This is a genomic window from Pseudoduganella chitinolytica (assembly GCF_029028125.1).
Lineage (GTDB): Bacteria > Pseudomonadota > Gammaproteobacteria > Burkholderiales > Burkholderiaceae_D > Rugamonas > Rugamonas chitinolytica.
This window is the reverse complement of sequence record NZ_CP119083.1, coordinates 578541-602820: the sequence shown is the minus strand read 5'-3', so window position 1 is coordinate 602820 and position 24280 is coordinate 578541. Positions and strand designations below refer to the sequence as shown.

Annotated in this window: 23 protein-coding genes; 9 read left to right on the top strand and 14 right to left on the bottom strand. The window is 70.6% G+C overall.

What is annotated here, in order from left to right:
* Positions 1-29: 29 nt before the first annotated feature.
* The gene (locus tag PX653_RS02700; RefSeq protein ID WP_277416408.1) at positions 30-536 is read right to left on the bottom strand and encodes a chemotaxis protein CheW; all 507 of its coding nucleotides are present in this window, start codon (positions 534-536) and stop codon (positions 30-32) included.
* Between the two features lie 161 nt (positions 537-697).
* On the opposite strand from PX653_RS02700, the gene PX653_RS02695 reads away from it, so the two are divergent.
* Positions 698-1777 carry a CaiB/BaiF CoA transferase family protein gene (locus PX653_RS02695; RefSeq protein WP_277416407.1) on the top strand — a complete coding sequence of 360 codons (1080 nt, stop codon included), beginning with the start codon at positions 698-700 and terminating at the stop codon, positions 1775-1777.
* 4 nt (positions 1778-1781) lie between these two features.
* On the opposite strand, the gene PX653_RS02690 is transcribed toward PX653_RS02695, so the two are convergent.
* Together PX653_RS02690 and PX653_RS02685 are read right to left on the bottom strand one after the other, a co-directional pair.
* A complete protein-coding gene (locus tag PX653_RS02690) occupies positions 1782-3572 on the bottom strand; it encodes a flagellar assembly protein A (protein WP_277416406.1) in 1791 nt (596 codons plus the stop codon).
* Positions 3573-3806: 234 nt separating this feature from the next.
* Positions 3807-4205 (bottom strand): hypothetical protein, encoded by a 399-nt coding sequence (locus tag PX653_RS02685; protein ID WP_277416405.1) that lies wholly within the window; start codon positions 4203-4205, stop codon positions 3807-3809.
* Positions 4206-4390: 185 nt separating this feature from the next.
* On the opposite strand from PX653_RS02685, the gene ompR reads away from it, so the two are divergent.
* The 7 genes from ompR to PX653_RS02655 all read left to right on the top strand — a co-directional run bounded on the left by ompR (position 4391) and on the right by PX653_RS02655 (position 9555).
* Complete coding sequence (gene ompR, locus PX653_RS02680; protein WP_107143030.1) at positions 4391-5158, top strand: osmolarity response regulator transcription factor OmpR; 768 nt, start codon at positions 4391-4393, stop codon at positions 5156-5158.
* A gap of 7 nt (positions 5159-5165) precedes the next feature.
* Positions 5166-6524 carry a sensor histidine kinase family protein gene (locus PX653_RS02675; protein ID WP_277416404.1) on the top strand — a complete coding sequence of 453 codons (1359 nt, stop codon included), beginning with the start codon at positions 5166-5168 and terminating at the stop codon, positions 6522-6524.
* A 105-nt stretch (positions 6525-6629) separates the two neighbouring features.
* Positions 6630-7115, top strand: coding sequence for a VOC family protein (locus tag PX653_RS02670; protein WP_277416403.1), 486 nt, complete (start codon positions 6630-6632; stop codon positions 7113-7115).
* A gap of 10 nt (positions 7116-7125) precedes the next feature.
* A complete protein-coding gene (locus PX653_RS02665; protein ID WP_277416402.1) occupies positions 7126-7542 on the top strand; it encodes a YciI family protein in 417 nt (138 codons plus the stop codon).
* A 26-nt stretch (positions 7543-7568) separates the two neighbouring features.
* Positions 7569-7997 carry a YciI family protein gene (locus PX653_RS02660; RefSeq protein ID WP_277416401.1) on the top strand — a complete coding sequence of 143 codons (429 nt, stop codon included), beginning with the start codon at positions 7569-7571 and terminating at the stop codon, positions 7995-7997.
* On the top strand, positions 7994-8278 hold the full coding sequence (locus PX653_RS28300; RefSeq protein WP_371876407.1) for a YciI family protein: 285 nt from the start codon (positions 7994-7996) through the stop codon (positions 8276-8278). Before PX653_RS02660 ends, PX653_RS28300 begins: the two co-directional genes overlap by 4 nt.
* Entirely contained in the window at positions 8275-9555 is a 1281-nt protein-coding gene (locus tag PX653_RS02655) for an RNA polymerase sigma factor (protein WP_277416400.1), read from the top strand. Before PX653_RS28300 ends, PX653_RS02655 begins: the two co-directional genes overlap by 4 nt.
* A 42-nt stretch (positions 9556-9597) precedes the next feature.
* Here the strand turns inward: PX653_RS02655 and PX653_RS02650 are convergent, their stop codons facing one another.
* Genes PX653_RS02650 through PX653_RS02625 form a run of 6 tightly spaced genes read right to left on the bottom strand, consistent with a single transcriptional unit; the run spans position 9598 to position 19018 of the window.
* Positions 9598-12684, bottom strand: coding sequence for an efflux RND transporter permease subunit (locus PX653_RS02650; RefSeq protein ID WP_277416399.1), 3087 nt, complete (start codon positions 12682-12684; stop codon positions 9598-9600).
* Entirely contained in the window at positions 12681-13799 is a 1119-nt protein-coding gene (locus PX653_RS02645; RefSeq protein ID WP_277416398.1) for an efflux RND transporter periplasmic adaptor subunit, read from the bottom strand. The genes PX653_RS02650 and PX653_RS02645 overlap by 4 nt, the downstream gene beginning before the upstream one ends.
* Positions 13796-14989: an MFS transporter gene (locus PX653_RS02640; RefSeq protein ID WP_277416397.1), complete on the bottom strand. Its 1194-nt coding sequence runs from the start codon at positions 14987-14989 to the stop codon at positions 13796-13798. Before PX653_RS02640 ends, PX653_RS02645 begins: the two co-directional genes overlap by 4 nt.
* Entirely contained in the window at positions 14986-17070 is a 2085-nt protein-coding gene (locus tag PX653_RS02635) for an ATP-grasp domain-containing protein (RefSeq protein ID WP_277416396.1), read from the bottom strand. The genes PX653_RS02640 and PX653_RS02635 overlap by 4 nt, the downstream gene beginning before the upstream one ends.
* Positions 17071-17084: 14 nt before the next feature.
* Complete coding sequence (locus tag PX653_RS02630) at positions 17085-18092, bottom strand: pyridoxal-phosphate dependent enzyme (protein WP_277416395.1); 1008 nt, start codon at positions 18090-18092, stop codon at positions 17085-17087.
* A gap of 2 nt (positions 18093-18094) precedes the next feature.
* Positions 18095-19018: a GHMP family kinase ATP-binding protein gene (locus PX653_RS02625; RefSeq protein ID WP_277416394.1), complete on the bottom strand. Its 924-nt coding sequence runs from the start codon at positions 19016-19018 to the stop codon at positions 18095-18097.
* A gap of 122 nt (positions 19019-19140) precedes the next feature.
* Here PX653_RS02625 and PX653_RS02620 point away from each other — a divergent pair, with 122 nt between their 5' ends.
* On the top strand, positions 19141-19557 hold the full coding sequence (locus tag PX653_RS02620; protein WP_277416393.1) for a Fur family transcriptional regulator: 417 nt from the start codon (positions 19141-19143) through the stop codon (positions 19555-19557).
* A gap of 4 nt (positions 19558-19561) precedes the next feature.
* Here PX653_RS02620 and PX653_RS02615 read toward each other — a convergent pair whose 3' ends face one another.
* The 5 genes from PX653_RS02615 to PX653_RS02595 all read right to left on the bottom strand — a co-directional run bounded on the left by PX653_RS02615 (position 19562) and on the right by PX653_RS02595 (position 24222).
* The gene (locus PX653_RS02615) at positions 19562-21019 is read right to left on the bottom strand and encodes a DUF3526 domain-containing protein (RefSeq protein ID WP_277416392.1); all 1458 of its coding nucleotides are present in this window, start codon (positions 21017-21019) and stop codon (positions 19562-19564) included.
* Entirely contained in the window at positions 21016-22380 is a 1365-nt protein-coding gene (locus PX653_RS02610) for a DUF3526 domain-containing protein (protein ID WP_277416391.1), read from the bottom strand. The genes PX653_RS02615 and PX653_RS02610 overlap by 4 nt, the downstream gene beginning before the upstream one ends.
* Entirely contained in the window at positions 22377-23087 is a 711-nt protein-coding gene (locus tag PX653_RS02605) for an ABC transporter ATP-binding protein (protein WP_277416390.1), read from the bottom strand. The genes PX653_RS02610 and PX653_RS02605 overlap by 4 nt, the downstream gene beginning before the upstream one ends.
* Before the next feature lie 258 nt (positions 23088-23345).
* Positions 23346-23759, bottom strand: coding sequence for a GFA family protein (locus PX653_RS02600; RefSeq protein ID WP_277416389.1), 414 nt, complete (start codon positions 23757-23759; stop codon positions 23346-23348).
* A gap of 1 nt (position 23760) precedes the next feature.
* Positions 23761-24222, bottom strand: coding sequence for an Imm26 family immunity protein (locus PX653_RS02595; protein ID WP_277416388.1), 462 nt, complete (start codon positions 24220-24222; stop codon positions 23761-23763).
* Positions 24223-24280: the final 58 nt, after the last annotated feature.

Below are 24280 nucleotides of genomic sequence, written 5' to 3'. Positions count from 1 at the left end.
AGGGTCAGTCCCCGCCAGGGGGACGGACCCTAAGCGGCATGCCGCGCCCCCTCCTCTTCTCCCGCCCGCCGGATCGCCATCAGCCGGTCGATGTCGACGACGATCAGCCGCCGGTTCCCCACTTCGCCGAATCCCAGCAGGTAGTCCACGTCGCCCGCCTGCATGCCGGGGAACGGCTCGATCTGGCCAGGCGCCAGGCTGACGATGTCCGTCACGCCGTCCGTCACCATCCCCATCACGCAGGTCGACAACTGCAGGATGATGACGTCCGTGCCAGGGTCGTGCTTGGGCGGGCGCGGACCGAAGGCGATGCGCATGTCGACGATCGGCATGATGACGCCGCGCGATACCGCGACGCCCTGGACGATCTCGCCATCCGCGGCAAAGCGCTCCAACGCCTTCAACGGCCGCAGCTCGCGCACGTTGGCGTAATCGAGGGCGTATTCGAGGCCGCCCAGGCGGAAGGTCAGGTATTGCCGCACGTCGGCGTGCGAACTGTTGGGGTGGGCGGGCAAGATGGGGTTCGACGATGACACGATGTTCCTCCTTCAGGCGGGGTCCGGGCCTGGCAAGGACATCGTAACCGTCGGCGCCCCTTACATGTTGAGCGGGCGCAAGCCATGGGATCGCACGTGGCGCTTTGACAGCGCCGCCGCCCCGCGTTACTGTCGGGTGTCCCGTCCACCAGGAGATGCCCATGCCGACCAGCGTGCCCCTCGCGGGCATCCGCGTCCTCGACCTGACCCGGTTGCTGCCCGGCCCGGTGGCCACGCTGCGGCTGGCCGAGATGGGCGCCGACGTGCTGAAGATCGAAGACCCGGAGGGCGGCGACTACGCCCGCACGCTGGGGCCGGTGCGCCACGAGATGTCGCAGTTCTTCGTCGCCGTCAACCGTGGCAAGCGCCTGCTGCGCCTGGACTTGAAGGATGCGGCCGGGCGCGCCGCGCTGCTGGACCTCGTCGATAATGCCGACGTGCTGGTCGAAAGCTTCCGGCCCGGCGTGATGGACCGCCTCGGGGTGGGCTGGGAGGTGCTGAAGGCGCGCAACCCACGCCTCGTCATGTGCGCCATCTCCGGCTATGGCGCCACCGGTCCGTTCGCACAGCGGGCCGGCCACGACATCAACTACATCGGCTATGCCGGCATGCTGGCGCAGAACGCGGCGTCGGATGGCCGCCCCGTGCTGCCGAACCTGCAGGTGGGTGACCTGCTGGGTGGCGCCCAGGCGGCCCTGCAGGGCATCCTGGCCGCGCTGGTGGCCGTGCACCGCGGCGGTGCCGGCAGCTTCGTCGACGTGTCGATGACGGACGCGGTGTTCGCCCACAACATCATGCCGCTGGTCGCCCACAACAATGGCAACGCTCCCCCGCCCGGGCGCGACCTGCTGACGGGCGGGGTGCCCTGCTATAACGTCTACCGCACCCGCGACGGTCGCTACATGGCCGTGGGGGCGCTGGAGCTGAAGTTCTGGCAGGCCTGCTGCGCCGTACTGGCACGGCCGGAGCTGGCGGCACGCCACTGGCAACTGGGACAGGCGGTCGGCGGCGCCGATGCGCTGGCGGTGCAGGCGGAGCTCGATGCCGTGTTCGCGCAGCGCACGCAGGCCGAGTGGACGGCGCTGTTCGACCGGGTCGACTGCTGCGTCACGCCGGTGCTGGAGACGGCGCAAGCGCTGGCCCATCCGCTGTTCCGCGCGCGTGAGATGGTGGTAACCGACGACCATCCGACCGAAGGACCCTGCGTGGCCGCAGGCGCGCCGCTGCGCTTCGGGCCCTGAGCGGTCAGGAGGAGGCCGGCCACTCCAGCGGCCCCGAACTGCCGCCGCCGACAGCGGCGCGGGCATGCGCCAACGCGCGCAGGCGGTGCCGCACTTCCCTGGCCGGCACATCGTACGGCACGCCCCGGTCCGGATCGTACGGCAGCGTGCGCACCACCGTCTCGCCAGCCAGCAGCCGCACCTTGCAGGCTGCCGCAGCGCCCAGGGCATCCTTGTCGCGCTGGGCCGCCTGCGCTTGTTCGCGTATCAGCGCCTGCTGGGCGCCGGCCTGGCGCGCCGCCAGCGTCAGCTGGGAGATCTCGCGCAGCACGGGCGCCACCTGCGCGGCGATCCGGCGGAAGGCCTGCAGCTGGACGGCATCGAGCGCCACCTCGCGCCGTTGCACGCGCGGCGCCAGCGCCAGGTACGTGCGGACATCGTGGCGCTGTGCCAGCCCCGCAACGGCATCGAGATGGCGGCGCGCCAGCCGGCCGAACGCCTCCGTCCGCGCCGTGCGGTCGGCGATGATCCCGTCCAGCCGGGAGGTGTCTGCCTGCAATGCGAACAGCGTCATCTCGTCGTGGTTGCGCGGCCCGGCGCTGTCGATGACGATGCTGCGCGCCGCGATCGCGCAGCCGCTGGCGCTCTTGATCACGACTTCGTCGGCCATGATCTCGCAATTGGTGGCGTGGCCGATGCGCACCCTGGTGCCCGTGATGACGCAGTTCTGCGCACGCTGCACGGTGACCTCGCCGCACCGCGTCTGCAGCACGGCGTTCGCGGCGACCCCGCCGACCCGGATCGCGCCGTCGGCACTGGTTGCCGCACCGCCCACCAGGTTGCGGCGCAACGTGATCGTGCCGCCACGCGAGACGATGCGGCCGAACACGTCGCCATGGATCGTGATGCCGCCGCCTTCGACGACCCGGTTTTCCTGCACCTCGCCGAATTCCTCGTATTCGCCCGCCAGTTGCAGGTTGCCCGTGGTGCGCACGCTGACGCCGTCGCGGCTGACGATCTTCGGGCCGATCGCGATGCGCCCGCTCCTGCGGTCCACGTTGACGAAGCCCTGCACGGCGGCGACCAGCCAGTCGTTGCCGTCCAGGTGCTCGATGACGGTGCCGGCGCCGGCCACGGTCGCCAGTTCGACATCGCGCGGCAGCGCCGGCTCGATCCACGCGCCGGACAATTCGACGCCGCGCCGGCCGGGCGTGGCCGGCACCTTGCGCAGCAGCCGCGTGCGCGCTTCGACCTGCGGAAAGCGGTTCTCGAATGTGTGCAGGTCGACCCGGCCGTTGGCCAGTTCGCGCGGCGCATTGGAGCGGTGCAGCGCCGCCGTCGCCTCGACGATGACCGCATCCTGCCCCGGGACCGCCTCGCGCCGGCACGCCACCACGCAGCGCAGCGGCTTGCCGCTGGCGATGCCGGCGCGTACCGCGGCCGCGTCGATACCGCAGCGCACGCCCTTGTGCCACAGGTCCGCGACGAACTCGTCGAACGCCAGTGCGGCCGGCCGCGGGCCGTCGGGCGTGTCGACGAACACCGGTTCGAACATGTAGGTGGCCTCGCCGTGGGCGATGCGGACGGATTTATAGAGCGCCCGGCGGGCCGGCGGGAACGGTGTGAGGGTGGCGGCAAACAGGATGGGCGGATCGTCGGGGTTGCCCGGCTCGGCGTCGTACAGCAGGTATTGAAAGCGCTCGTAGTCGAGCGCCGCGAAGCAAGCCCCCGCCAGCGCTTGCGTGACGGCGGCCTGGCGCTGCTCGTGGCTGCTGGCGGGATGGAAGCCGACGCCGTCGGTACCGTGGATGAGCACGGGCACCGCCGTGCATGGCGCTAACGCGTCGTTTGAAGATGGATGACCCAAGGCAGCTCCCCCACTGGAATGATGTTCCGTCGGGAAACTTTAGAACAGGCCGGGGATTATGATTTTGCTTTACAGCAAAGTTCGAGGACTTGGGACCTGTCCCTCCGGGACTGTCCCCGAAGTTTGCCGAAGCCGCCCGGAACGCGGAGAAACTTCAGGGTCAGTCCCCTGCGGGGACAGACCCTACCGCCGCGGGGTCAGCGAATAGACTTCCTGCCCCGCCTCGTTGATCTGCCGGCGCAGGTCGCGCCGCTCGTCGGCCGTCATCCTGCTCATGCGGCGGTTCATTTCGGCGTTGTTGGCGTTTTCCTGCATGATGCGGCGCTGTTCTTCCGCGCGCGCCTCGAAAGCGCGCTGCTCGGCCGCATCGCCCCAGCGGCTGTCGCGGAAATCGCGCCGGTTCTGCTGCTGGTTCTGCTGGCCACGGTCGTCGCGCCGCTGGGGGCCGTCGCCCGGATTGGCGCTGGCGGGCAGTGCAAGGGCCAGGCCCGCGGCACAGGCGACGGCCGCGAGCCAACCGGCGGCATGCGCGCGCGCTGCCGCGCCGTTCGCCTTGCTCCGATTGTTTGCCCGCTTGCTCATGCTGTGCCCTTTTTCCTTGGTCTGGTAAGCTGTACCCGATGGACAAAGTGTATGCCCCTTTCCCGGGCAGGGTAAGGGGGTTCGGGTAAAGAATGTAACACTTTGTAATGGGTGGTCGGCGCAACGCCTGGTCGCGCATTATGACGTTACCATAGCGACATGGTTCTGACAATTCCGACAGCCTTATGACAACCACATCCACTGAATCCGGCAACACTCCAGCAACTGGCAATGGCCACCAGGCCAAGATCATGGTAGTGGACGACGACGTCCGCCTGCGCGACCTGCTGCGGCGCTACCTGACCGAACAGGGCTTCAATGTCTTCACCGCCGAGAACGCCACGGCAATGAACAAGCTGTGGCTGCGCGAACGCTACGACCTGCTCGTACTGGACCTGATGCTGCCCGGCGAGGACGGCCTGTCGATCTGCCGCCGCCTGCGCGGCGCGGGCGACCAGACCCCCATCATCATGCTGACCGCCAAGGGCGAGGACGTCGACCGCATCGTCGGCCTGGAGATGGGCGCCGACGACTACCTGCCGAAACCCTTCAACCCGCGCGAGCTGGTGGCCCGCATCGGCGCCGTACTGCGCCGCAAGGCCCCGGACGAGATTCCCGGCGCCCCGTCGGAAACGCCGCAAACGTTCGAGTTCGGCCAGTTCGTGCTGGACCTGGGCACCCGCACGCTGAAGAAGAACGGCGAGACCGTACCGCTGACCACGGGCGAATTCTCGGTACTGAAAGTATTCGCCCGCCACGCACGCCAGCCGCTGTCGCGCGAAAAACTGATGGAACTGGCGCGCGGCCGCGAATACGAGGTGTTCGACCGCAGCCTGGACGTGCAGATCTCGCGCCTGCGCAAGCTGATCGAGCCCGACCCGTCCAGCCCGCTCTACATCCAGACGGTGTGGGGTCTGGGCTACGTCTTCATCCCGGAGGGACAGCCGCGCTGAGCCCTGCATGAAGCGTCCTTCGCTCAGCCGCCTGAGGAATGGCCTCAGGAGCGGCCTGTTCTGGCGTACTTTCCTGCTGCTGGGAGTCCTGACGACACTGTCGCTCGGCTCCTGGATCGGCATGATCAGCTTCGTCCAGCGCGAGCCGCAGGCCCAGCAGCTGGCGGCCCAGGTCATCTCCGTCGTCACCATCACGCGTGCCGCGCTGACCCACTCGGCGCCCGAGCTGCGCACGGAGCTGCTGTTCGAGCTGGTGTCGAACGAAGGCATCCGCGTGTTCCTGCTGGAAGAGGACGACGAGGTCGAGCCGCCGCCCGACAATGCGCTGATGCCCGACATCGAAAAGCTCGTCAAGGCGAAGCTGGGCGCCGACACGCGCTTCTCGGCGCGCGTCAACGGCATGCGCGGCTTCTGGGTCAGCTTCCGCATCGACGACGACTCCTACTGGCTGATGCTGGAACGCGAGCGCATCACGGGCCTGACGGGCATCCAGTGGCTGGGCTGGGCCGGCGTCGTCTCGCTGGTGTCGCTGATCGGCGCCGCCGTGCTTTCCAGCCTGATCAATGCGCCGCTGCGCCGCCTGACGGTCGCCACCCGCGCGATCGCCCAGGGGCGCAGGCCGGAGCCGTTGCCCGAGAAGGGGCCGAAGGAAATCCGCCTGGCCAACCGCAGCTTCAACCAGATGGTGGACGACCTGCAGCAGGTCGAATCCGACCGCGCCGTGCTGCTGGCCGGCATCTCGCACGACCTGCGCACGCCCCTCACGCGCATGCAGCTGGAGGTGGAGATGGCGGACCTGTCGCGCGAGGCACGGGAAGGCATGCAGTCCGATATCGCCCAGATGGATGCGATCATCGGCCAGTTCCTCGACTTCGCCAAGCCGACCGAGACGGCCACGTTCGTCAACGTCGACGTCAGCACCATGCTGCAGGAAGTGGCGCACGAGGTAGGCCGGCTGCCGGACGTGCGCGTGGCTACCGAGATCGCGCCGGACGCCCACGTGCTGGGCAACGGCACCGACCTGAAGCGCGTGATTCACAACCTGATCGAGAACGCGCGCCGGTATGGCAAGACGGCCGGCACCGACATGGCCGAGATCGACATCCGCTGCACGGTGCGGGGCATGCATGCGTCGAAGCAGGTCGTCATCGACGTGCAGGACCACGGCGTGGGCGTGCCGGCCGAGCGCATCGGCGAGCTGCTGAAACCGTTCACGCGGCTCGACACGGCGCGCGGCCAGGCCAACGGCGCCGGGCTGGGGCTGGCGATCGTCGAGCGGGTCCTGCTGCGGCACCGCGCGCAATTCCAGCTGAGTAACCGCGAAGGCGGTGGCCTGCACATCCATATCGAAATGGACGCGCTGTAGCCACAAAAATATTTTTCTCGTCCTGTCGATTTGTAATTCCGTCGTTCGTCGTCGAATATGAGAGCTGCACTGGCGCTCTGTTCCCTAACCTTAAGGAGCTTGATGATGAACGACAACAAAATCCCCAACGTCACCCATTCGCTGACCCCGCACATCGTGTGCCGCGACGCGGCCGCCGCAATCGAGTTCTACCGCAAGGCCTTCGGCGCCGAAGAGCAGGTACGCATGCCGGCACAGGACGGCAGCGGCAAGCTGATGCACGCCATGGTGCGCATCGGCGACGCGCAGGTGATGCTGTGCGACGAGTACCCCGAGTGGGACAGCCTGGGCCCGCTGTCGCGCAACGGCACGTCCGTCACGCTGCACCTGAACGTGGCGGACGTGGATGCCGCCTTCCAGCGCGCGCTGGACGCGGGGGCGAAGACCAAGATGCCCGTCACCGACATGTTCTGGGGCGACCGTTACGGTGTCCTGACCGACCCGTTCGGCCATGAGTGGTCGCTGGCGACGCACCTGCGCGACCTCAGCGTGGAAGAAGCGATCGAGGCATCGAAGCACCAGATCTGCAACCCTGGCGGCACCCAGCAATAAGGAGAGCGCCATGCGATTCATGATCATCGTGAAAGCCAGCGCCGATTCGGAAGCGGGCAAGATGCCGTCCACCCAATTGCTCGAGGCCATGGGCAAGTACAACGAGGAGCTGGTCAACGCGGGCGTGCTGCTGGCCGGCGAAGGGCTGCACCCGTCGTCCCGTGGCGCGCGCGTGCGCTTCAACGCCGGCGAACGCACCGTCATCGACGGCCCGTTCCAGGAAACGAAAGAGCTGATTGCGGGCTTCTGGCTGATTCAGGTAAAGTCCATGGACGAAGCCATCGAGTGGGTCAAGCGTGCGCCCATGCTGGACGGCGACGAGATCGAGATCCGCCGCGTGTTCGAGGCGGAGGACTTCGGTGCCGAACTGACGCCGGCACTGCGCGAACAGGAGGAGCGCCTGCGCGAGCGGACCGCGGCGGCCTGACAGACGACGAGACGAGGAGGATTGGGATGCGATTCATGGTGATACGGCGCGCCGGCGGCGGTTCGGAACACGCCGGCTTTCCGCCGCCGCAACTGGCCGACGCGGTACCGGCCGGCCGATGGTTGCATCCCAGTGCCCGCGGCTTGCGCCTGCACTGCCGCGGCGGCGCCTGGTCCGTCCAGGAAGGCCCGTTCCCCGAGGACGAGCTGGTGGCCGGTTTCGCCCTGATCGACGTGCCGTCGCGCGAAGCGGCGCTGGAGTGGGCACGCGGCTGGCCCCGCGCGGATGGCGAAGGGGAAGTCGAGCTGGAAGTGCGGGTGGCCGGCTGTCCCGGCGATTGCACGGGCTTCGACACGGGCGCGGCGCCGCGCCTGACGCCATGGGTGGTGCTGCTGAAGTCCGATGCCGACGCCGAAGCCGACCTGGCGCCGCCCCTGAGGTCATCGAGCGCATGAACGCGCACAACGCCGCCGCCATCCAGGCCGGCGTCGCGCTGGCCGGCGAAGGCCTGCGTGCCACGGCGCAAGGGACGCGCGTGCGGTTCCGCAAAGGCGCCGACCGCCCCGCCGTCATCGACGGTCCCTTCACGGAAATCAAGGAGCTGATCGCCGGCTACTGGCTGATCCAGGCCGCCACGCGGCAGCAGGCGATCGAGTGGGTGAAGGCATATCCCTTCCCCTGCTGGCCCGACCTGACCGTCGAGCTGCGCGAACTCGCCCTGCCCGGGCGCGCATGAGCGACGCCGTCCGCCGCACCGTCGAGGCGGTGTGGCGCATCGAGTCGGCCCGCATCGTCGCCGTGCTGACGCGCATGCTGCGCGACGTCGGCCTGGCCGAGGAGATGGCGCAGGAAGCGCTGGTCAGCGCGCTGGAAACGTGGCCGACGAACGGCACGCCGGACAAGCCGGCCGCGTGGCTGATGACGGCGGCGAAGCACCGCGCGCTCGACTGGCTGCGCCACCGCAAGCTGGAACAGGAGCGCGAACCCGCGCTGACGTACGAGATCGAAGGGCTGCTGCAGGAGGCGGCGCCGGACCTGGACCGGGCCGTCGAGGACAAGATCGGCGACGACCTGCTGCGCCTCGTCTTCATCGCCTGCCATCCCGTGCTGCCCACCGAAGGCCGCGTCGCCATGACCTTGCGCCTGCTGGGCGGCCTGACGACGGACGAAATCGCCCGCGCCTTCCTGGTGCCCGAGCCGACGGTGGCGCAACGCATCGTGCGCGCCAAGCGCACGCTGGCCGAAGCGCGCGTGCCGTTCGAGGTGCCGGTGGGGCACGAGCTGGTGCAGCGCCTGGCCTCCGTACTGCAGGTGATCTACCTGATCTACAACGAAGGGTATGCCGCCAGCGCCGGCGCCGACTGGATGCGCCCGGCCCTGTGCGACGAGGCGCTGCGGCTGGGCCGCATCCTGGCCGGGCTGGCGCTGCGGGAGCCCGAAGTGCACGGCCTGGTGGCGCTGATGGAAATCCAGTCGTCGCGCGCCCGCGCCCGCACGGATGCCCAGGGCGCGCCGGTGCTGTTGCTGGAGCAGGATCGGTCGCGCTGGGACCAGCTGCTGATCCGGCGCGGCCTCGCTGCACTGGACCGGGCCGACGCGCTGTGCCGCGAGCGCGGCTGCGCGCTGGGTCCCTACGCGCTGCAGGCCGCCATCACCGCCTGCCACGCCCGCGCGCGCAAGGCGGAAGACACGGACTGGCCCCGCATCGCCGCGCTGTACGACGCCCTGGCCCAACTGGCGCCCTCGCCCGTGGTCGAACTCAATCGGGCAGTGGCCGTGGCGATGGCATTCGGGCCGCAAGCGGGCCTCGAACTGGTCGACAGCCTCGTCGACGAGCCGGCCCTGCGCCACTACCACTTGCTGCCCGCCGTACGGGGCGACCTGCTGCACAAGCTGGGACGGCTGGACGAGGCCAGGCTGGAGTTCGAGCGGGCCGCCGCACTGACGCGCAACGAGCGCGAGCACACGCTGCTGCTGGCGCGGGCCGGCGCTTGTTGTGCCGGCCCGCGATGACCACGTCCAGTAGCACGGCGAACGCCCGGGGCCTGGTACGGGTCACCGTGCCTTGAGCGCCACCGGCATGGCGATCGCCGCGGCCTCGCCTTGCCCTGGAGGCCGCCGTGGCGACAACAACCCGTCCAGCAGGACATAGGTCACCGGCGTCACGTACAGCGTGACCAGCTGCGACAGCAGCAAGCCACCGGCCACCGCCAGTCCCAGCGGCTGACGCAACTCCGCGCCGGCGCCCAGTCCCAGCGCGATCGGCAGCGCGCCCATCAGGGCGGCGGCCGTCGTCATCATGATGGGACGGAAGCGCCGCACGCAGGCCTCGCGCACGGCAACCGCCGGGGCCAGCGCCCCGCCGCGCTGCAACTGCAAGGCGACGTCGACGATCATGATGGCGTTCTTCTTGACGATGCCGATCAGCAGCAGGATGCCGACGACGGCGATCATTGTCAGTTCCAGCCCACAGGCCCACAGCGTCAGCAGGGCCCCGGCCGCGGCGGAGGGTAATCCGGCCAGGATCGTCAGCGGCTGCACGAAGCTCTCGTACAGGATCCCCAGCAACACGTAGACGACACCCAATGCGGCGGCGATCAGCAGTACCTGGTCGCCGCGCGCCTGCTGGAACACGGCCGCGTCGCCGCCATAGCGTGTCACGATCGATGCCGGCAGACCGATCTCGCGGCCGATCGCGTCGATGGCTGCCGTCGCCTCGCTCAGTGCCACGCCCGGGGCCAGGTTGAACGACAGCGTCACGGCCTGCAGTTGGCCCTGGTGGTTGATGGCCACCGGTCCCACCGTACGCTCCACGCGTGCGATGGCGGACAGGCTGACCAGCTGCCCGCCGCTGCCCCGGACCGCCACGTTCCCCAGCGTTTCCTGGAAGCGCCGGTCGGCCGGCGCCGCTTCCAGCAGCACGGCATAGGTGCCGGCAGTGCCCTGGATCGTGCCCACCTGCCGTTCGCCGAACGCGCCGTAGAGGGCGCTGCGCACGTCCGCCAGGCTGACGCCGTGGCGGGCGGCCTTGTCGCGGTCGATCGCCAGCGTGGCCTGGAGCGCGCCCGGCCGCGCGTCGCTCGTGACTCCCTCGAAGCGCGCATCGGCGCGCAAGCGCTCGATGAAGCGCTCGGCCCAGTCATCCAACGCCGCGGCGCTGACGCTTTGCAGCGTGTACTGGTAGCGGCTCTTGCTGGGACGCGAACCCACCTGGAAATTCTGCACGGGCTTGAAATAGACGGCGACGCCGCCGATGCCCGCCGTGGCGCGGCGCAGGCCGGCCAGTACCTCGGGCAGCGCCGCGCGCCGCTCGCGCGGCTGCAGCAGCAGGAACAGGCTGCCCGTATTGTCGCCGGAAACAGAGGACGTCACGGCACGCACGTTCGGGTCGCGCGCGATCGCCGCCGCCACGCGCTCGTGCAGCGCCAGCATGGCGGCGGGCGAGATGTCGGTCGCGCCTTCCGTCGTCACCCGGACCTGGCCCAGGTCCTCGTCCGGCAGCAGCCCTTGCGGCATCGTCGTGTACAACCCCACCGACAATGCCAGCGTGGCCAGCGCCGCCAGCAGCACCACGCCACGGTGGCGCAGTGCCAGGTCGAGCGAGCGGGCATAGGCGGCGGCCAGCCGGTCTGGCGCCGGCGGCCGCCCTGCCATGGACGGCCGCCGGCCCGGCAGCAGCCGGCTGGCCAGCATGGGGACCAAGGTCAGGGCCACCAGCGCCGAGACCAGCACCGCCAGCCCGACCACCACCGCGAACTCGTGGAACAGCCGCCCCATCACGCCCGGCATGAAGAACACGGGCATGAACACGGCGACCAGCGTGGCCGAGATCGACAGCACGGTGACGGTCACCTCGCGGGTGCCCGCCAGCGCCGCCTGGCGCACGCCGGCGCCTTCCTCGACATGGCGCACGATGTTCTCCAGCACGACAATGGCGTCGTCCACCACCAGTCCCACCGCCAGCGTGATGCCCAGCAGCGAGACGTTGTCGAGGCTGTAGCCCAACCAGTACAGCAGGGCCAGCGCGCCCAGCAGCGCCACCGGGATCGTGACGGCGGGAATCAGCGTGGCGGCGGCGCGCCGCAGCGCCAGCGCGATGACGAGCACCACCAGCCCGATCGTCAGCACCAGCGTCACGTGCACGTCGTGCAGGGCCGCGCGCACGGGCACGGAGCGGTCGTTGACCATGTGGATTGCCACCGATGCCGGCAGCTGGCCGCGCATCCGCGCCAGTGCCGCCTGGGCCGATGCCACCACGTCCAGCGTGTTGGCGCCGGCCTGGCGGTACAGCAGCAGCACGATCGAGCGTTCGCCATTGAAGCTGCTGGCCGAGCGCACCGACTGCCAGCTGTCCTCCACCTGCGCCACGTCGGCCAGCCGCACGGGCAAGCCGGCGCGCATGGCCACGACCAGGCCGGCGAAATCGGCGGCGCGCAGCGGTTGCGTGCCGCCCTGGATGACCAGCGTCTGCTGCGGGCCGTCCAGCACGCCCAGCGGCGCGTGGCTGGTGGCGGCCTGCAGGGCCGCCGCCAGCTCGTCGGTGGTCAGGTCGCGCGCCTTCAGCCGCGCCAGGTCGACACGCACGCGTACCGCGAAGCGCTTCTGCCCCAGCACGGCCAGCTGCGCCACGCCGGGCAGCCCGGACAAGGCCGGCCCGATCAGGTTTTCCGCATAATCGTTCAGCTGCGCCAGGTCCAGCGACGGCGAGGTCAGCTCCATCGACAGCACCGGCGCCTCGGCGGGGTTGGTCTTGCGGTAGGACGGCAGCTCCGTCATGTCGCGCGGCAGCGCGCGCTGGGCCCGCAGCAACGCGGCCTGCACGTCCACGGCCGCCGCGTTGATGTCCGTGCGCGGGCCGAATTCCAGCGTCAGCGCGGTGGCGCCCAACGTGCTGGTGGACGTCATCAGCGTCACGCCGGCGATGGCGGCAAACTCCTTCTCCAGCGGCAGCGCGACCGACGCCGCCATCGTGGCGGGACTTGCACCCGGCAGGCTGGCCTGCACGCTGATGACGGGGACTTCGTGGCTGGGCAGCGCCGCCACGGGAATCTGGCGGTACGCAGCCAGCCCGGCGATCACGACGGCACAGGTCAGCAGCAGCACCGCGACCGGGCGCCCGATGCACCATCCGGCCAGGCTCACGTCGCGCCCCCTTCCACCACGGTCACCCGTGCCCCCGGCCGCAGCTGCTGCTTGCCCTCGGTGACGACGCGCTCGGCTCCGGCCAGCCCCGTGATGGCGACGCTGGCGCCAAACGCATGCACGGCGCGCACGGGCAGGCGCGCGGCCGTGCCGTCCGCCTGCACGACATAGACGAACGTGCCGTCCGCGCGCGTGACGACGGCCGCGTAGGGGATCACCAGCGCGTCGCGCAGCACCCCCACCGTCACCCGCGTGGCCACGTACTGGCCCGGCCAGAGCGCGCCGGCGCGGTTGTCGAAGCGGGCCTTGACGAGGATCGCCCCCGCCTGCGGGTCGACCCGGCTGTCGACGAAGCGCAGCATACCGGGGACAGCGCCCGCCTGCACGGCGACCGTGCCCTGCCGCTGTGCGGCCAGCACGTCGGCCACGGCGCTTTCCGGCAGCGCGAAGGCGACGTCGATCGGGTCCAGCCGTGTCACCGTCGCCAGCGGCCGGTCCGGTCCGGCCAGCGCGCCCGGATGCACGTCGATGGCGCCGACCCGGCCGGCCATCGGGGCCTGGATCGTGTGATGCCCGGCATCCACCAGCGCGCCTTGCAACGCCGCGCGCTCGGCCAGCAACTGCGCCCGCGCGGCCGCAAGCTCGCCTTGCAGCGTGTCGACGGCGCCCGCGGCCAGGAAGCGGCTCGCCAGCAGTTCCGCAGCACGGCCATGGCGCCGTTCCAGATCCGCCACGACAGCCTCGGCGCGCAACACGCGGGCCCGCGCCGCGGCAGCCGCGGCCTGCGCGGCGCGGCCGTCCAAGGTGAACATGAGCTGACCTGCGCGCACGAAGCCGCCTTCGGCGACGTGCACGCGCACGATGCGGCTCGTCACGCGCGCGTGCACGACCACCGCGCTGGCCGGCGTCACCGTGCCGCTGGCGTGCAGCTCGATGGGTACATCCCGCCGCACGGGCGTGACAGTGGCGACGAGGACCGGTGGCCCGGCCGCCGCCGTTGCCGCCGCCGTTGCCGCTACCTTTGCCGCGGCGGGTGCCGGCGGCGCCGCGCGCAGCCACGCCCCGGCCAGTGACACGGCGGCGGCAATGACGCAGAGTCCGATGACGCGCCTCATGCCGCCTCCCGCGCCGGTACCAGCCGCGCCAGGCCGAATGCGGTGGCCAGCCCGACGGCACAGAACAGCAGCCAGGGCAGCTGCGGCAACCTGGCGGCGCCGGCCGACTCGAACAGCCAGCCACCGGCCACGTTGCCTGCCGCTCCACCCAATGCCAGGCTGAGGGAACTGAAGCCCAGGAACGTGCCCAGGGCCTGGCGGTCGGCCATGCTGGCGATCAGGTTCTGCAGCGTGGGCCGCACCAGGATCGCCCCCAGGGAAAACGCGGCCACGCAGGCCAGCAGCGCGCCGAACGATCCCGCCAGCGCCACCGCGCCCACGCCCAGCGCCAGGATCGTCACGCCCAGCACGAGGATCTGGCGCGACGCCAGCCACCGCTCGGCCCAGCGCAGCAGGTGGTATTGCAGCAGGACGGTCAGCGCGGCGCTCAACGCGAACATGATGCCCACGCTGTCCTGGTTGCCGCCCAGGCGCTCGGCCAGCAGCGGAAAGCTGATGTTGATCTGCACGGCCACGAACCAGTACCCCATCATCAACAGCGTCAACAGCAGGAACGGCCGGTCGCGGGCGACGAGGCCGAGCCGGCGCGCGGCCGGTTGCGGCGCCTCCGCCCGCAATGGCGGCAACAGCAGCAGCGCGATGACGCAGTTGAGCGCGAAGCAGCCCGCCGCAGCCAGGCATACGGCCTGGAAGTCGAAGCGCAGCAGGGCGACGCCGATCAGCGGCCCGGCCGTGCTGGCGATGCCGCTGACCCAGTTGCTCAGCGCGTAGTAGCGCGGCCGCGTTTGTTCCGTCGTCAGGGCGGCGATAGCAGCCTGGTACGGCGCCTCGAACAGCGCGCCGCCCAGGGCCGCCAGCGCCATCGCGGCGCACAGCCCCACCGGCTCGCGGGCAAACGCCAGGCTGGCAAAGCCGGCGGCCCGCAGCAGCACGCCCAGGCAGATCATCGGCCGTACGCCGAAGCGGTCGGCCAGCATGCCGCCGGCCAGCGCCAGCCCCTGCTGGGTGACCTGGCGCAGCGCCAGCGCGCCACCGACGGCTGCCGCGGCCAGGCCGGCGTTGCTGACGAAGTGCACCGTCACGAGCGGCATCAACATCGCGAAGCCGGACACCATCAGGAACGTGTACACCAGCAGCGCGTTCAGCCCGCGCGCCCGCGCCCGGTCGCTCAGCTCGGCCGGCACGCTCATGCCGCGTTCCGGCGATGCAGGAACACGGGCGTGGGTTCGGCCGAGAACTGCGAGAACGGGAACGGTTCGGCGCATACCGCCGTGACGCCGTGGCCAAGGAAGCGCGGCACGATGCCGCTGCCGGTCTGGGCGAACACGATCAGCGGTATGGCGCGGCGGCGCGCGGCCGCCAGGATCGTGTCGAAGCTGCCGTTCGACAGCGTCATGCCGGTGGCGATGACGATGTCGGCCTGCTCCAGCACGGGTCCCATGTCGCGCACGACCTCGAGGCCGCCCTGCGTGCGTGTCATGTTGAAGTCGCATGGCAGGCAGATGCCGCCCTGCCGCTCGATCGCCTCGACCAGCGGATTGACCACGCCGATCAGGCCGACCCGCTGGCCGGGCGCGATCGGCACCAGGCTGGCGATGGCCTGGTCGCGCGCCATCGCACGCAGCGGCGGCGCGCCCGCCGGCAGCATCAGCACTTGCGCGTCTGCGGCCTCGCGCTGCGGCGCCACCGCGTTCAGGTAGGCGTCCAGCGCGGCGATCCGTACCGGCAGCCGGTCATCCCGCAGCAGCGTCGCCACCGTGGCGCCGGCCAGCGCCGGGGCGATGTCGGCATCCAGGTCGGCCGCCTCGACGCAGCAGGCGCCGAACGCGGCGCCCACGCGCAGCAGCAGGTAGTAATTGCGATAGGTCTGCGCGGTGCCGGGGAAGCGGGTGCTTTGCGCGATCCATGCCGCGCCGGTGACGTGCAGGGTCGCGGGATCGGCGCCGAATGCGCCGTCCTGCACGGCCGCGAGCAGCGCCGCCACGTCCGCCGGCGCGTCGGCCACCGGGCCCGCTTGCTCGGCGTAGCGCAGGCGCACCTGCGCGAGCGCGGCGTCGGCATGCGCGCGCGCGTCCAGGCCAAGCGGATCGACGGCGATCACGTGGCCCAGGTAGCACGCATTGTCCACCGGCGCGGGCAGTTCCCGGCCGTCCCAGGCGCCGAACGATGCGCGCACCACGTGCGGTGCCGCGGCCGCCTGCTCCTGCCCCGTCATCGCCTGCAGGCGCCCGGCCCGTGGCGGCACCAGGAACCGGATCGCGGCGCTGCGCACGCCGGTATCGCGCGGCGTCAGGTCGGGCCGCCGGCCCAATGCCAGGTCGACCTGGGCCGCCAGGAAGCCGATCCCCGTGACCCGCTCGATCAGTTCGGCGATGTAGTTGCCGCCCGGGCGCGGATTGATCTCGACGATGCGCGGGCCACGCGGGGTCAGCTTCACCTCCGTGTGGCTGATGCCGTGGTCGAAGCCGACCGCCTGCAGCGCCGCCGTGACCAGCGCGCGCGCGGCGGCGGCCACGTCCTCGTCCAGCCGTGCCGGGAACATGTGGCCGTCCTCGATGAAGTACGGCTGGCCCGTCACGCTCTTGTCCGTGATGCCGACGATCGTCGTCACGCCGCCGTGCGTGCAGGCCTCGACGCTGATCTCCTCACCCGTCATGTACTCTTCCAGCAGCCACATGGGCTCGCGGGCCTGTTCACGGAAGTTGACCGGGAACGCCTCCAGCGCGGCGAACGCCGCATGCAGGCCGGCCTCGTCGTGCACCAGCCGCACGAACGCGCTGGACGCGAGGTCGGACGGCTTGAGCACCAGCGGGTAGCCGATCTGCGTCGCCGCTTCGCGCGCCGCTGGCCAGGAATCCACTACGCGGTAGGCGGGGTTGGGCAGGCCGGCCCGCTCCAGCGCGGCGCGCACCAGGTGCTTGCGGCGCACGGCCGCCACATTGTCCGGGTATGCCTGCGGCAGCTCCAGCGCGCGCGCCACCTGCGCCACGGTGTCGATGTAGTAGTCGCAGATCGTCACCACCCCGTCGAAGCGCAGCAGGCGATGCTGGGCGCGCAGGAAGGCCGTCAGCGCGGCGACGTCGTTGGTCTCCGTGACCAGCACGTTGGCCGCATGGGCCAGCACCGGGTGCGCCGGCGCGTCGGGCCCGTCCGAGTAGTGGGCGCGGTTGCGCGTGACGAAGGTGTACTGGTGGCCGGCGCCGGCGATCGTTTGCGGGAAGATGCGGCCGGTGCCGCCGACCCAGCTTTCGATCATCAATAGGTGTGCCATGGGGGATGCTCCTGTCAGTTGGGGAAATCGGTGGCGGGACGGCGCTGCCATGCCATCGCCGACCAGGGCAAGGCCAGTTCGCCGCATGTCGTCACCTCGCGCGGCCGCAGCGACTCAATGGGCAGCGCGTCGCGGTGGTGGGCGAACACGGCATCGACGTAGCGGTGGCCGGTGTCGGGGGCGACGAACAGCACGTTGCGTTCGGGGTGCAGCGCGGCCTCGCGCGCGGCGACCAGGTAGCAGCAACCGCTCGACAGGCCTGCGAATACCGCATGCCGGCGCAGCAGCGCGACGGCGCCGGCCAGGCCATGGTCGAAGCCGACCCAGTGGATCTGGTCGTACAGCTCGTGGCGCACGTTGCGGAACGGGATGGCCGTGCCGATGCCGGCGATGACGATGCCCGGGTCGTCGACATGGGCACAGCCGAACGTGACGCTGCCGAACGGCTGCACGCCGATCAGCTGTACTGTCGGGTCGGTGCGGCGCAGCGCGCTGGCCAGGCCACCCGTGGAACAGCCGGAGCCGACTCCGCCCACAAGACTCAGCCGGTCGGTCTCCAGCAGTGCAGCGATGCACGCCGCCACCGGCTCGTAGCCTGCGTAGTGGATGTCGTCGTGGTACTGCTGCATCCAGTGCACGCCCGGCTCGTCGGCCAGGATCTGGCGGATGCGGGCAACGCGCATGCCCTGGTCCAGCTTCAGCGTGGCCGACGGCGGCACCTGCTCGACCTGCGCGCCCAGCAGCTCGAGCTGCACCATCAACGCGCGGTCCACGGTGCGCGACGCGATGATGCGGCAGCGCATGCCGAACTTGTGGCACGCCAGGGCCAGCGCATAGGCATAGATGCCGCTGGAGCTGTCCAGCAGCGTGTCGCCCGGCCGGACGGTGCCCGCGGCCAGCAGCCGTTCGACCGCCGTCAGGGTGGAATACACCTTCATCGTCTCGAAGCGGGCGACGTACAGGTTGCGCTCAAGCCGCACGAAATCGGGCGCCTTGATGGCATCGGCAATGTGATCGAACATGGTCAGAACCCCGTCTGTGCGAACCAGGCCCGGTAACCCAGGCCGCGGAAGAATGCCGAGAGCGCCCCGAGCCGGGCCGGTGCCGGCGGCTCGATGTACAGGTAGCCGAGCAGGCTGCCGGTGTGGGCGACGAAGACGCCGTCGGCGCCATGGCGGGCCTGGTGGCGCAGCAGCAGGTCGAGGTTGCGCTTCGGGATGGCGGGCTGCCCCAGCACGGCGCTGGCCGTTGCGCAGGCGGCGATGCGGGCGGCGTCGCCGCGCGCGAAGGCGCCGACGGCGGCTTCCAGGTTGTCCAGGTACGCATCCAGCCGGTCGCGATACCAGCCCAGCAGGTGGCTGCCGACGCGCTCGGTGTCGACGCGCCCGCCCTCGTCGATGTAGCAGACGTGGAACGCGGGCGTGCGGCCGAAGCGGCGCACGACCTGCTGGCGCCCGCTCAGGTACAACGCATAGCTGTCGAGGAACACGCTGTCGGAGCGCTCGATACGGCCCAGGATGGCGGCGATGGCGGCATCCTGCGACTCGATCCCGAACAGCGCGTCGAGGCAGCGGATGGTGGCGACGATGTCGGCCGTCGAACTGGCCATCCCCTTCCCTTCCAGCAGTTCGGAATCATGCGTCCAGCAGCCGGCAGGCAGTTGGCGGCCATGCAGCGCGAGATAGTGGCCGATCGCCAAGCGGCACTTGGTCTTTGCGGCCAGGCCGTCGCCGGGGCCCGCGCCATGCGGCGTGAAATGCATGCAGCTGTATTTGCGCACGGGCAGCGAGATCAAACTGATCTGGGCCGTGCCGCCCTCCAGGTAGGGCCCCTGGATCAGTTCACCCAGCGTGCCGTGGCACACGCCGCTGCAAACGCCGTGGCGCGCCGCGGCGTCCGGCTGCGTGGCCGCGCCGGCCTGATCGACTGCGAAGGAGATCGATGTCACGAGTTGGCTTCCATGAGAGGTTGGACACGTAGAACCGCGTTAACGATAATGCATTCTCATTATCATCACAAGAGGAAACCGGGGTTTGTGGGATAATTGTTTTTTGCGCCAAAAGTCTTGCCATGGAACGTACTACCCGCCAGCGGTCGGCGATTCGCGCCGCGATGGAGGCCGCCGCCCGCCCGCTCAGTCCCCAGGAGATCCTGGACGCCGTGCGTACGAGCGTTCCGGAGACCGGCATCGCGACGGTCTACCGCAACATCAAGCTGCTGCTGGCCGACGGTACCATCCAGCCGGTCACGCTGCCGGGCGAAAACCCGCGCTACGAGATGGCCCAGCTGGCCCACCATCACCACCATCATTTCCACTGCGTGCCGTGCGACCGCGTGTTCGACGTCGAGGGTTGCCCCGGCACGATGGAGCACCTGGCGCCGGCAGGCTTCGTGATCGACCACCACGAGCTGACCCTGTACGGTGTCTGTGCCGATTGCGCCGCCGCCCGGAAGGACAAGACGGCCCGCAAGCGCGGCGCGCACTGAACGGCTAGGGCAGCGGCCCGCGCCGTCCCAGTCCCATCAGCGCCACGAGGATCGCGGCCAGCAGCCACGGATACGAAGCCAGCGCCCCATCGATCGGCGCCGGGGCGGGCCCGCCGGCCGAACGCACCGGCTGGTAGCGCGGGATTGCATCGTGTTCGGTAAAGGCAAGGCGTACCGCGCAGCCGGCGCAATGCTCGGCCGGCGCCGCGGCGGCCTGCAGCGCGCGTGGCCAGAAGAACGCACGCAGGCGGTTGGTGTAGTCGTCGGCGTCGCGCAGGAACGCCTCGTGCCGTTCGATACCGGTGCCGGCCATGCGCTGCAGCAGGCCGTCCACGACCAGTACCGGCGACAGCCACTGCAGCGCGGCGGCGCGCGCCCCCGCCTGCGCGCGCCGCCGCGCCACCGATGCCGCCGCCTTACGTTCCGCCGCCATCTGCACGGCGATCTGCTTGGTGGCATACGGCACCGCCGCGACCCGTGCCAGCGCGCCATGGTATGCGGGCCGGCTGGCCACGTAGTCCTTGAACAAGGCGTCACGCCGGGCCGGCGCCACGTCGTTGGCACGGCGCAGCGCGTCCAGGTAAGCCAGCGCCGGGGCCGGAGTCCGGCCCAGGTCGACCAGCAGCGCGGCCGCCGCCGGCAGCAGGAACGCCAGCGCGATCCACGCTCCGACCAGCCGCAGGCTGCTGCCGACGACGCCGTTGCGGCTGGCGACGAAGCTGGCGAGCGCCACCCAGAACAGCGTATAGCCGGCCAGAGCCACGGCCAGCAGCGCCAGCGCGGCGGGCGCGGCCCGCAGCGACGTTCCGGCCAGGACCAGGGCGAGCGCGGTGGCGGCGAGGACAAAGGGAACGCAGACCGTCGCCAGCGCCGCGAACTTGCCCAGCACCAGCAAGCGCAGCGAACGGGCCTGCGCCGCGATCAGCGCCAGGGCGCCGGAATCGCGCTCGGCGGCCAGGCGCGTGGCGCCCAGCGCGATCACGGCCAAAGGCCAGATGTAGACCAGGAGGAAGGCCAGGTCGACCTCCCCCAACCCCAGCAGGCGTGGACTGACGAAGTCGAACGCGGCGGCGGGCGGCGCCACGTAGTCCAGGTCCACGCGCAGGTAATACGGCAGCAGGCGCGACTGGCCCACCGCGACGGCAGCCAGCGGCGCCGGCGCCTTGACGGCATACGCGTGCAGCCCGTAACGCATATAGCCCGCCGGGTCGGACGGGTCCTGCCAGTACGGCAGGCGTGGCCCGGCGCTGGCGCGCCAGCGTGCCAGTGCCGCCTGGTCCGCCGCCACCTTGCCGCGCACGTGCTGGTCGATGCGCTCGATCGTGGCCTGCTGCGCACGCACGTGGCGCGCGCCGTTGGCGGCGCCCCAGCACAGCGCGAGCAGCATCAGCACGGCCAGCACGGCGCACGACGGCGCACGCAGCAGCAAGCGCAATTCCATCCGGAACAGCCGCGCCGTCATGGCCGCACTCCGCGCGCCGCGCGCCATGCCGCCAGCGCGGCCAGCGCGCACCACGCCAGCAGGGCTGCCACCGGCATCGCCGCAGCGATTGCCGCCTGTACCGGCGTGGGCGGCCGGTAGGCGAACGCCGGCACGGACTCCCACGATCCGCCCTTGACCGGCGCGTGGCTGGCACGCTGCATCAGCTCGCCGTTCAGCCGGTTGACCATGCCGCGGCGGTAGTGCTCGGCCGCGTCGATGAAGTGGCGATGCTGGCGAAAATCCGTGCCGGCGATGGCGCTGCCGGCCGCCTGCAAGGCGACGGCGGGCGTCAGCACGCCCAGGCGTCCGAACACCTCGTCCTGTTGTTCGATGGCGTCGTAGAACCTTCCCAACAAGCGGTCGAACACGACATGCGAATCGCGCTCGGACTGGTCCAGCAGTGCCGCCCGCAGGTCCACCCCGCCGGCCGCCCGCGCCTGCAGGGTGCGGCGCCGCGCTTCCCAGCGATCGGCGCTTTCGTAGGCAGGAGCCGCCGCCTCGACCTGGCGCCGCACTTCCTGGTAAGGCGGTGCCGGAGCCAGCAGCTCGACGGCATTGCCGGCCACCCGCGGCAGCAGCACGCACAGGGCCAGCCACGTCGCCAGCAGCAGGCCCAGCGCGGTCCGGGCGCTGGGCGCACGCAGCGCGACCGCCAGCGCCAGCAACAGGAACGCCAGCAGGTACGGCACATGCAAGGCGCACCACATGGCCAGCCGTACGCCGCCCCGCCAGCCGCCATCCGGCAAGGCCAGCAGGGCCCCCGCCCCCAACAGCGCGGCCGGCAGCAGGACGACAGCGACCAGCACGCCGGCCAGCACGACAAACCGCGCCAGCAGCAGGCGCCCGGCCGGCGCGCCGTTGCCGAGGGCCAGGCGCAGCGTGCCGCGCTGGCGGTCCTGGGCAAAGCCGGCAAAGCCCAGCAGCAGCGCGAACAACGGTCCCAACAGCCCCAGCAACTGCGCCACCGACGTGGCGCCGCGGACAATCGGATGGGCATCCTGGCCGGGGCGGAAGATCATCTCGTTACGCTTGTGGGCCTCCAGCCAGACCGCCAGGCCGACGTAGGGCTCGATGCCCGGCTCCAGCACGGCCAGCGGCGACGCCGGCTTGACGGCCCAGACGCCGAAATGGGCCGCGCTGTGCGGGTCCTTGTCCCCCTGCGCCAGCCAGCGCGCGCGCTCGGCCGCCGCGAAGCGCTGGCGCTCCGCCGTCAGCTGGGCGGCATCGCGCCAGCTTGCCAGGAACACCAGCAGCAGCAGGGCCGGCGCCAGCGCCGCGACCATGCGCAGCCGCGGCTCGCGCCACAGCCGGCGCGCCTCGATCGCCAGCAGCGGACTCATTGCGCCATCTCGCCGATGTACAGCCGCTCCAGGTCGGCATGGTCGGCCGTGCGCGGATCGACCTCGCGCACGATGCGGCCGCCGCGCAGGAAGCCCACCCGCGTCGCCACCTCGCGGATGTGGTACAGGTCATGCGTGACCATCAGCACGGCGACGCCGCGCCGGGCCGCGGCACGGATGGCCGCCGACAACTCGGCCGCCGCCTGCGGGTCCAGGCCGGAGGTCGGTTCGTCGAGCAGCAGCAGGCGCGCCTGCCGCGCCAGCGCGATGGCGATGCCGACCTTCTGCCGCATGCCTTTCGAATAGTGGCGCGCCGCGCGGTCGTGCGCCGCGGCGTCCAGGCCCGCTTGCACCAGCAGGCGCCGCAGGGCGGCGTCGTCCGGCGCGAGGCCCGCGAGCAGCGCGAAGTACCGCAGGTTCTCCACCCCGCTCAGTTCCGGATAGACAGCCACCTGTTCGGGCAGGTAGGCCACGGCCTGCCGTGCCTTCGCACTGCCGGCCGGCGCGCCGCACACGGCGATGGTGCCGTCGTGCACCGGCAGGAAGCCGAGGATGAGGTTCAGTGTCGTCGTCTTGCCTGCGCCGTTCGGCGCCAGCAGCGCGAACACGTCGCCCGCGTGCAGGGTCAGCGACAGGCCGTCGAGCGCCGTGCGGGCGCCGAAACGGCGGACGACTCGTGACATCGACAGCGGGGGTTGCGTGGGCATCGCGCGCCTTTCGGGTGGTTGCGAAATGGCCACGACTATACGATACTGAGAACTTATTATCAACAATAACGCGAGTGGCGGGGGATGCGATGCGTGTGCCCATGGTCAAGGCAAGGGACTGTCCCCGATACCGCGCAGTGAGCGTAGGCAGGTTGCGGGCCAGGCCGGCATTAACGGCGAACGCAGGAGGACGGCCCGCCGGACCCGAGACCCGACGTCAGGCAGGAAGTCGCACCGGTTGTCGCCGTGGCCCGGCCGCTAAGGCGCGTGCACGACGCCTTCCTTGCGCGTACGCACATAGCGCGGCAAGGCATCGGCCAGTTGCAACCACCGCAGGTGGCTCTGCATGAAGATATGGTCGCCTGGCGGCACCAGCTCCGGATCGTCCAGGCTGGCAGTGGTGATATCCAGTTCCTCCGGCCAGCGCTCGTCCTCGAATGCCAGCTGGGTGCCGCAGTCGGCGCAGAAGCGGCGCGAGATGCCGGGGCTGGAGTGGTACGTGGCCGGCTTGCCCATCGTGTAGCGCAGGCCCGCGCGCTTGACGGAGAACCAGGCGACCGCCGGAGCGCCGGTGGCGCGGCGGCACATCGAGCAATGGCACAGCGTGCTGTTGAACGGAGTGTCCGTCACCAGGTAGCGCACGGCCCCGCAAAAACAGCCGCCCTGCATCATGTCAGTGCTCCAGTAGTTTGGTCAGCAGGAGTTCGGTGGAGCCGTAGCCGTACAGCGAGTCGCTTTCCAGCCCTTCCGTTTCATATGGCACGGAGACCTCCCGTTCCGGCTTGGCCGGATCGTCGGCGTAGGTGGCCTGCCAGGCCCGCTTCAGGGTGTCGGAACGGCGGATGAAGACGGGCACGGGCCAGTCGTTGCGGTCGAAACGGTCGGCATCGCCCAGCACGGGCCAGCGGCCGTTCGCAAGCGCCATGTCGCCGGTGCGGATGGCCTTCAGCGCATCGCGCGCCGTCAGTTGCTGGACCTCGGCCAGGGTCGGCATCGCAGGCCGCTTGGGGCCGAACAGGTAGGCCAGCATGATCTTGCCTTGCGGCGACATGCGCGCGACGAGCCCGGCCGCGTAACCGCCGTTCATCAGCGGTACGGCAAACCAGCTTCCTTCGTGATAAGGCTGTAACTTCATATATCCCTTTATTGGTGGAGGCCGGCCTCGTGTTGCCGGGCTGCCTCCTTCAACGTGC